This window comes from Eggerthella sp. 1_3_56FAA, from assembly GCF_000185625.1.
Lineage (GTDB): Bacteria > Actinomycetota > Coriobacteriia > Coriobacteriales > Eggerthellaceae > Eggerthella > Eggerthella lenta.
This window is the reverse complement of sequence record NZ_GL622582.1, coordinates 76,255-83,504: the sequence shown is the minus strand read 5'-3', so window position 1 is coordinate 83,504 and position 7,250 is coordinate 76,255. Positions and strand designations below refer to the sequence as shown.

Sequence of the window (7,250 nt, the reverse complement as noted above, 5' to 3'; positions counted from 1 at the left end):
CCGCTTCACGCCGTCCTGCCGTGCTCGATGCGCTCCGCATCGCTGAACTCGCTCCCGCGGTCGCAGAGGATCAGGCCGAAGGCCTGGGGAGAAACGGGGCCCGCAGAGCTCCTGGAGGGTGTCGAGCGCCTCGACCACGCTGGTCGCCGACTTGTCCGGCAGGAGGATGTAGAACTGGAACCCTATGCGCCTGACGAACAGCGTCAAGATGCACTGCGAGTCCCTGCCCTGCCTCCCGACCACCGTGTCCATCTCGACGGCGTTGTCGCGGTCGGCCTGTTCGAGGGCGCAGAAATCCGTCCACCGCCTCCCCTCGAGCACCTCGCGCGGAATGTTGGAGGATTTGGCGGACTTCGACTTCGACCTGGGCTTGTAGCGTACGGCCTTCGGCAGGTCGAGCTTCGACAGATCCCCCGCCTTGGCGCCGCCGAGGTAGTTGTAGAGGCTGCGCACGCCGAACGGTATGGCGCCGGGGTTCGCGGCGAATATGTGCTGCGGGCTCTGGCCCTTGGCAAGGCCGTCCGATATCAGGGTTATCGCGCTCTCGAACGCCTCGGGGTCGCAGTCTATCCCCTGCCTGGACTCGCTGCGCCTGGCGTCGGCTGCGTCTTGGGCCCATTTCGCCTGGTAGTACCTATAGGGATGACGGCACCCGCCGCCGACCCTGCTCGGGCAGGCGTTGCAGCAGAACGGGCTCCTTGCCAGCTTCTCGCACGGCTTCGCCTCGAAATCGGGACAGAGCGAGTTGCAGAGGAAGTCCTTGCACCTGCTGCAGCGCGCCCTGCACATGCCCTTGCACAGCCCGCGCACCTCGCAGAGCCCCGCCTTCGAGCAGATGTTGCGGGTTCGGACCACGAGCATCCCCTGGGGGTCGTCGGTCCAGTTGCGCTTTACCTCCTCGGCGACCACCTTGGGCGCGCGGCCAATCGTCCTCGCGATCCACGCTATCCTGTCCCCTCTGTTCAGGCCACGCTCTATCGCGAGCCTGTCGTCGTAGGTGAGCGGGCGCCTACCGCCCTTGGAATCCCCCATGAGGGCCTCCTTCCCGTCGGTCCTTCGCCTACGGGAAGAAGAAAAAGCAAAAACGGCCATGGCCACGGTCCGGAATCCGCATTTACATGATTTATGCAAGACTGGAGGTGAAGTTTTTACCTACGAGAATTCAATTTACGTTTTTTCGACCAGAAGGGGTTGCCGAGCGATAGGAATTGCTCCCCGAAGTGGTTGTTCAAGATATTGGCGCCCGCGCAGTAGAAGCTGAGGAGCGAAATAACAAGCTCGCTGATCGCGGCGAGCATATGCGTCGCTTCCCGAGCAACCCCGAACGCGCTTAGAGCCAAGCCGACGAACAGAAAATCAATGGCGAGGAATATGAAGAACAGCACTTTCGTGGTACGCAGCGCTCCTATGGTCATAAACGCAGTCAAGATGAGGTACGCCACGAAAGCGGCTCCTGTTTGGCGCGGATCGAACGTTTCGGCCGCATAAGAGCCGAACATGCCGTTGGTCGTCGCCCAGCCGAATGCCATGGCAAGCCAAAACAACCCGTAAGCGATAAACGCGGTGCCGCCGAATGCGTTGTTCTTCCTCAAATCGATCAATCCGGCGATAAGCTGAGCGCATCCCCCGAGGAAAATGGCCCACCCCATGACAGCCGCCGTCCCGTCGGTGATGCCGAGTTTTTGAGAACAGGCCACGAGCGTGACTATCGCCAGCCCGAACAACCCTAGAGCGCTCGGATCAGCCCACGAGCCCCGCTCTTCCTTCTTCATCTCCCCCATGCTCGCAACTCCTTTCGATTAATTCCTACTAAAGTGGTAAATTTTGAGCAATGATACCGGCTTGCGGGCAGCCGAGCACGCCGATGCTTCTTCAGCTACCGAACGTACCTGTTTTGTCGGTGATCGTCCTTTCGCGCATGGGCGAAGGCTCAACTGCGACGTCGGAATAAGCCGGGCAAGCAGTACGGCGGCATCCCGATTTGCCAACGAACGTCTGACGAACCGTCCGCGGCTGGCGGTTCCGGCTTCGTCCGCTCGTAGGATGGCTGCGAGGTGATAGATATGAACGTATTGACGTACGGCGAGTGGCGCGACACGTGCGACACCGTGCATATGCTGCTGCAGATGATGGGAAAAGCGAAGCTGCAATCGATGGATCCGCAACCTGAATGGAAGCAAGTGGTGCTCGATGCCGATGCGAACGGCTTCACCACCGGACTGATCCCGTTCGGCGCGGACGGCTTCGAGATTAAACTGAACATCGCGGATGCCGAGATGGCCGCGATGACCGCGGCAGGCGACTGCGCGCGTTTCCCTATCGAAGAGTGCGTCTCGGTGAGCGAGCTGTACGGCCGTTTCACGGCGATGCTCGAAAACATCGGGCATCCGATAGCCATCAACACCGTCCCGCAGGAAATGCACACTGAGGTTCCGTTCGATCGGCAGAACATCGCGCGCGAGTTCGATGCCGCGGCTGCACGGCGCTGCTTCCGTCAGTTCCTGTTCGCGCGCGGGGCTTTGAGCGGGTTCGCAGCGCCGTTTCGCGGGAAGAAGATCCCGCCTTCGCTGTTCTGGGGCACCTTCGACATGACGACCGTGCTGTTCTCCGGAAAGCCCTGTCCCTTCGAACGCACGGCTTCCATAGTAGAGCGCGTCGCCTTCGACGAGCAGTTCGTGGAATTCGGGTTCTGGCCGGGCGACGATGCTACGAACGATCCTTCCTTCTTCGTACTGGCCTATCCGTTTGTTGAGAAAGGGTCGTCGAGCGATGCGAATGTCGACGAGGCGTTCTTCGATGCCGAGAGCTCCGAGTACTTTCTGCGGCTGAAGGATGCGTTGCGTTACGACGATCCCCAGGCCGCGGTTCGTCGGTTCTGCTCCTCAACGTTCGCGCGCATCATGGAACGGCAGAACTGGGAACGTCGCGACTGGTTCACCGAGCCGTTGCTGAACGGTTAGCCTCCCCCTCCTTCTGCAGCGGTCGATGCGACCGTCTTAGAGCAACTCTAAGACGGTCGCTCGCATTATGCCGTCGCCGATCAGCAAGCCGACAAACCGGGATGGACGCGAGGCTCGCAAGGCCTTATGCTGGAACGACGCATACCAGGAAGGGGAAAACGATGAAACCCATTAAAACGATCGTGGCGGCTTGCCTTGCCGCGGTCGCGCTGAGCGTCGGAGCCCTATCGCTCGGCGCCTGCGGCCCGAGCGCGGAGGAAGTGGTGCGACAGGGGGTGGCCGACGAGCTGGAGCGCCTGAAGACCCACGACGAGGCGCTGCTCGACGAGCTGGCGGCCGACAGCGGGGTGGACCAGCTGGCAACCTACGGCATCGACGCCAAGTCGTTCATAGCCGCTTATCTCGACGGATTCGACTACCGCATCGACGAGGTGAAGGTGGACGGCGACAACGCCACGGCGACCGTGGTGCTTACCTGCAAGAAGTTCGACGCGTTCGCCCAAGCGCTTACGGAGGCTACGACGGCGCTGGCAGAAGATGGGCAGACGGCCGAGCTCGATGCCGACCAGATCAACGAGAAGGTCGGCCAGCTGGTGCTCGAAGCGCTCGGCTCGGTGGAACCGACTGAATCCAACCCGGTGGAATTGCCGTTCGCGCGCACGGACAACGCATGGGGGCCGGCGAGCGGAGCCGAGCAGGCGCTGTCTACCGCGCTGTTCTCAGGCTAGAGTCCGCGTCATCTGCGGCGGTTACGTTTAGGATACTGCACGGTAACCGATATGAACGCTTTGGTGCGTTCGGTCTGCGGAATGGTATCGTGTGCTCCATGGATACCGTAGGCTCTTTGCAAGGAGGAATCATGGGGTACGTGGTTTCCCTGCTGTGCTTCCTAGGCGTGTTGGGATGCGTTTCGCTCGTCCGACGCCTTGCATAACGGGATACGAACGAGAAGGGCCGGCATATGCCGGCCCTTCCTCCGTCTTGGAGCCGCAAGGAAACGGAGGCTTGCATGAAGCGCAGGAAGAGCGTGCTCATCGCGTTCGGCACGCGCCCGGAAGCGGTTAAGATAGCGCCGGTTTTGAACGCGCTCGAAGCCGACAAGGCGTTCGAGGTCGAGGCGCTCTCGACGGCTCAGCACCGCGAGATGCTCGACCAGACGGCGGCTGCGTTCGACTTGCGCATCGATCATGACCTGAACCTCATGCGCGACCGTCAGACGCTCGACGGGCTCACGGCGCGCATTCTGACCTCCGCGACCCCCGTGCTGGAGCTCGCGGCGCCCGACGCAGTGCTCGTGCACGGCGACACCACCACTGCTCTCGCGCTGGCGCTCGCGTCGTTCTACCGACAGATCCCCGTGGGGCACGTGGAGGCGGGCCTGCGATCGGGAAACCGGTACTCCCCCTTTCCCGAGGAGATGAACCGTCGTCTTATCTCAAGCCTCTCCACCTGGCACTACGCCCCCACCGAAGGCAACCGAGCAAACCTCCTCGCGCAAGGCGTCGATCCGGATAGCATCCGGGTAACGGGCAACACCGTCATCGACGCGCTCCTTGAAACGGTAAGCTCTTCCTACCGCTTCGAGGAGCCGGCTCTCGAAGCGGTCGATTTCGACGGATTGCGCGTCTTAGGGTTGACGTGCCATCGGCGCGAGAACCTGGGCGAACCGATGGAGCGCATGTTCGCTGCAGTACGCGACACGGCAGACGCCCACGCTGACGTGCGCGTGGTGTACCCCGTGCACAAGAACCCCGCCGTGCGCGCGATAGCCGAGAGGGCGCTGGGCGGGCATCCGCGCATCACCCTCGTCGAACCGCTCGGATACGCCGATTTCTCCAACTTCATGGCACGATGCGCCTTCATGCTGACGGATTCGGGCGGCGTGCAGGAGGAAGCACCGGCCCTCGACGTGCCCGTGCTCGTGCTGCGCGACGATACCGAGCGTCCCGAAGCGCTTGAAGCGGGCTGCGCCGCCCTGGTCGGCACGACGTACGAAGGCGTGCGCGCATCGTGCGAGGCGCTGTTGGGCGATGCGGCGCTGTACGCGCGCATGGCGGCCGCTCCCGACCCCTACGGAGACGGACATGCGGCCGAGCGCATATGCAGCGCACTCCATGACGCCCTCGACTAGGAGAAACGCGACACGGCGAGGCCCATCTCGCAAGCGATGTCGTCGACCGAGCGGCCGAGATGCAGCGCGTAAGCCAGCGCCATGCCCGCCTGTGGCAGCTCTACGCTCGTCTCCTCCAGAAGCGTCGCCGCCCCGGCAGGTTGCGGAGCTTCCGCCGCGTTGTCGAACGCGAGAGCGCCTTCGAACGCTTCGAGCAGGTCGGCTGTGCTGGAGAACAGGAAGAACGTCGGTTCGCCCAGCAGAAACGCCAGTTCGTCTCGCTCCGCGCACGAAAGGTCGTCGTCCACGGCGACGATCCATCCTTTTTCGCTCTCGACCAGCGGCAGCGCGGCGAACCGATCCGCCGCGGCGAACGGCATGCGATCCATCAGCTCCAGAAGCACGAGGTCGGGCTGTGCGCGCACGTGCATCGACTGCTGCTGCAAGGCGTAAGCCTGCGTGAGGTGCCTCTCTTCGACCAATCCCTGCCTCAGCAGCTCCTGCCCCAACCGCACGCCGCGCGCACGCGCCGATCCCACGGCGTCTTCCAGATGCCCTGGCTCCACGAAACCCCTCTCCAGCAGCGCGTCGCCCAGAAGGCGCCGATAGCGTTCGAGCACCGAAGCGGGGAGAAATTCGTGGTCGGTCTTGTTCCATGCGGGACCTTCCTGCGCAGACGTCGCATTCGAGGTTTGCGCGTCGTCTCCGTCCGTTGCAGGCTTTCCTTCGCCCTCCTCCTCTGCCGCGTTGCCCCGATGCTCGACGACCGGCGCGGCGGCCGCCTTGGCCTCTCGTCCGCGCAGCAGCACGTAGGCGATCTTCTGCCGCCATGCGCGAAACGTCGCGCACATGTTGATGAGGTTGCCCCACAGAAGCCTGAGCGGGAACAGCGGCGGCAGCAGGATGGAGAACGCCATCGTCTTCCAGCCGTACACGTTCGCAAGCGCGCGTCCGCGAAGCACCTGCCGTTCCACCATCATGAACAGCAGAAACACGCACATCCACCACGAAGGGCTGTGCAAGGGGTACATGACGGGCAGCTCCAGCTGCGGCGCGAACGTCTGCACGAGGAAGTACGCGAGCACGGCGTAGCCCGGCAGCAGCACGAAGTTCGCGAACTTCGCCTTGAGGTCCTTGTACAGAAACGTGCGCTCGGCGAACGTAAGCTCGCTTTTGCCGAACACATCGGCCATGCTCGCGCTCTGCATCGTGATGCCGTACACCCATCGCGCTTTCTGCCGCACCGCCGCCTTGAACGTCGACGGGAACAGCGAGCGCGTGGCGATGTAGTCCCACACGGTGCGCCCGCGCGCGTCGACGCGCGGCACCTTCTCAAGCACGTAGTGCACGCGGAAGCCGCGCATGCGCAAGGTGAGCGACAGCTTGTAATCCTCGGTCAGGCTGTTGCGCGGCAGCAGTTCCTCGTCGCGAAACGCGTCGAGGACGCGCCGGCCGATGGCGAAGCCCGTGCCCGCCGAAGGAACGAAGCCCAGCTCGTCGCGCATGACCATGGTGCGGAAGTGGTGCTCGGCGAACTCGTCGGCGTAGGTGGACGAGGTCAACGTCTTGAAGAACAGCCGCAGCCGCGGCATGCGCTGCAGCGGGAACACGGGGAACTGGAGGGCGTAGTAGTCGTCGATCAAGTAGTTCGTCATCTTGAACTCGTTGGGGTGCACCACGTCCTCCGCGTCATGGATGGTGACGCTCGCGAAGCGCACGTCGCGCTCGGCCTCGTATTCCCGGATGGCCCGCACGGTATGGTTGATGTTGGCGGCCTTCGACGTGGGTCCGGGATCGTCTCCCACCACGCACACCACGGTGCCTCCATGGCGCGCCTCGAGCGCGCGAGCCACGGCCACGGTAGCCGCATCGTTGGGATAGACGCCCAAAAACACCCGGTACAGCGAGCGCGGGTACTGCGCGGAGGCCACGAGGTTGTCCACCACTTCGCCCAGCACGGCGTCCTCGTGCCAGGCGGCGATGACCACGGCCAGCATCTTCGGCGGCTTCTCGTTGATGAGCGACAGCTTCACGCGCTTCTTGCCCGTGCCGCGAAACAGCGCGAACACGTCCCACAGCACGTCGTCCGCGCCGAACACGATGAACGCGAGCGCAACGAAGAAGCCGATCCAATAGACGACCTGCTCGTCCATGCCCGCTTCCGCCTCCTTTCCTCGCCT

The 7,250-nt window shown here is 63.3% G+C and carries 6 protein-coding genes; 3 read left to right on the top strand and 3 right to left on the bottom strand.

Features of this window, described 5'->3' with window-relative positions:
* The coding region (locus HMPREF1023_RS13620; RefSeq protein ID WP_009307013.1) for a helix-turn-helix domain-containing protein at nt 1–1,032 on the bottom strand (1,032 nt) is incomplete at its 3' end.
* A 116-nt stretch (nt 1,033–1,148) separates the two neighbouring features.
* Entirely contained in the window at nt 1,149–1,781 is a 633-nt protein-coding gene (locus HMPREF1023_RS13615) for an acetate uptake transporter family protein (protein ID WP_009307012.1), read from the bottom strand.
* A gap of 282 nt (nt 1,782–2,063) precedes the next feature.
* On the opposite strand from HMPREF1023_RS13615, the gene HMPREF1023_RS13610 reads away from it, so the two are divergent.
* From HMPREF1023_RS13610 to wecB, 3 genes are all read left to right on the top strand, one after another.
* Complete coding sequence (locus tag HMPREF1023_RS13610; protein WP_009307011.1) at nt 2,064–2,960, top strand: DUF5996 family protein; 897 nt, start codon at nt 2,064–2,066, stop codon at nt 2,958–2,960.
* A gap of 161 nt (nt 2,961–3,121) precedes the next feature.
* Complete coding sequence (locus tag HMPREF1023_RS13605; RefSeq protein WP_009307010.1) at nt 3,122–3,688, top strand: hypothetical protein; 567 nt, start codon at nt 3,122–3,124, stop codon at nt 3,686–3,688.
* A gap of 281 nt (nt 3,689–3,969) precedes the next feature.
* A complete protein-coding gene (gene wecB, locus HMPREF1023_RS13600; RefSeq protein WP_009307009.1) occupies nt 3,970–5,091 on the top strand; it encodes a non-hydrolyzing UDP-N-acetylglucosamine 2-epimerase in 1,122 nt (373 codons plus the stop codon).
* Here the strand turns inward: wecB and HMPREF1023_RS13595 are convergent.
* On the bottom strand, nt 5,088–7,223 hold the full coding sequence (locus HMPREF1023_RS13595) for a phage adsorption protein NrfB (protein WP_009307008.1): 2,136 nt from the start codon (nt 7,221–7,223) through the stop codon (nt 5,088–5,090). The two genes, wecB and HMPREF1023_RS13595, sit on opposite strands and share 4 nt — an antisense overlap.
* Nucleotides 7,224–7,250: the final 27 nt, after the last annotated feature.

Excerpts from the sequence above, each read along its gene's own strand:
- HMPREF1023_RS13605 (WP_009307010.1), top strand. The coding sequence starts at position 3,122 with ATGAAACCCATTAAAACGATCGTGGCGGCTTGCCTTGCCGCGGTCGCG.
- HMPREF1023_RS13595 (WP_009307008.1), bottom strand. The coding sequence starts at position 7,223 with ATGGACGAGCAGGTCGTCTATTGGATCGGCTTCTTCGTTGCGCTCGCG.
- HMPREF1023_RS13610 (WP_009307011.1), top strand. The coding sequence starts at position 2,064 with ATGAACGTATTGACGTACGGCGAGTGGCGCGACACGTGCGACACCGTG.
- HMPREF1023_RS13615 (WP_009307012.1), bottom strand. The coding sequence starts at position 1,781 with ATGGGGGAGATGAAGAAGGAAGAGCGGGGCTCGTGGGCTGATCCGAGC.
- wecB (WP_009307009.1), top strand. The coding sequence starts at position 3,970 with ATGAAGCGCAGGAAGAGCGTGCTCATCGCGTTCGGCACGCGCCCGGAA.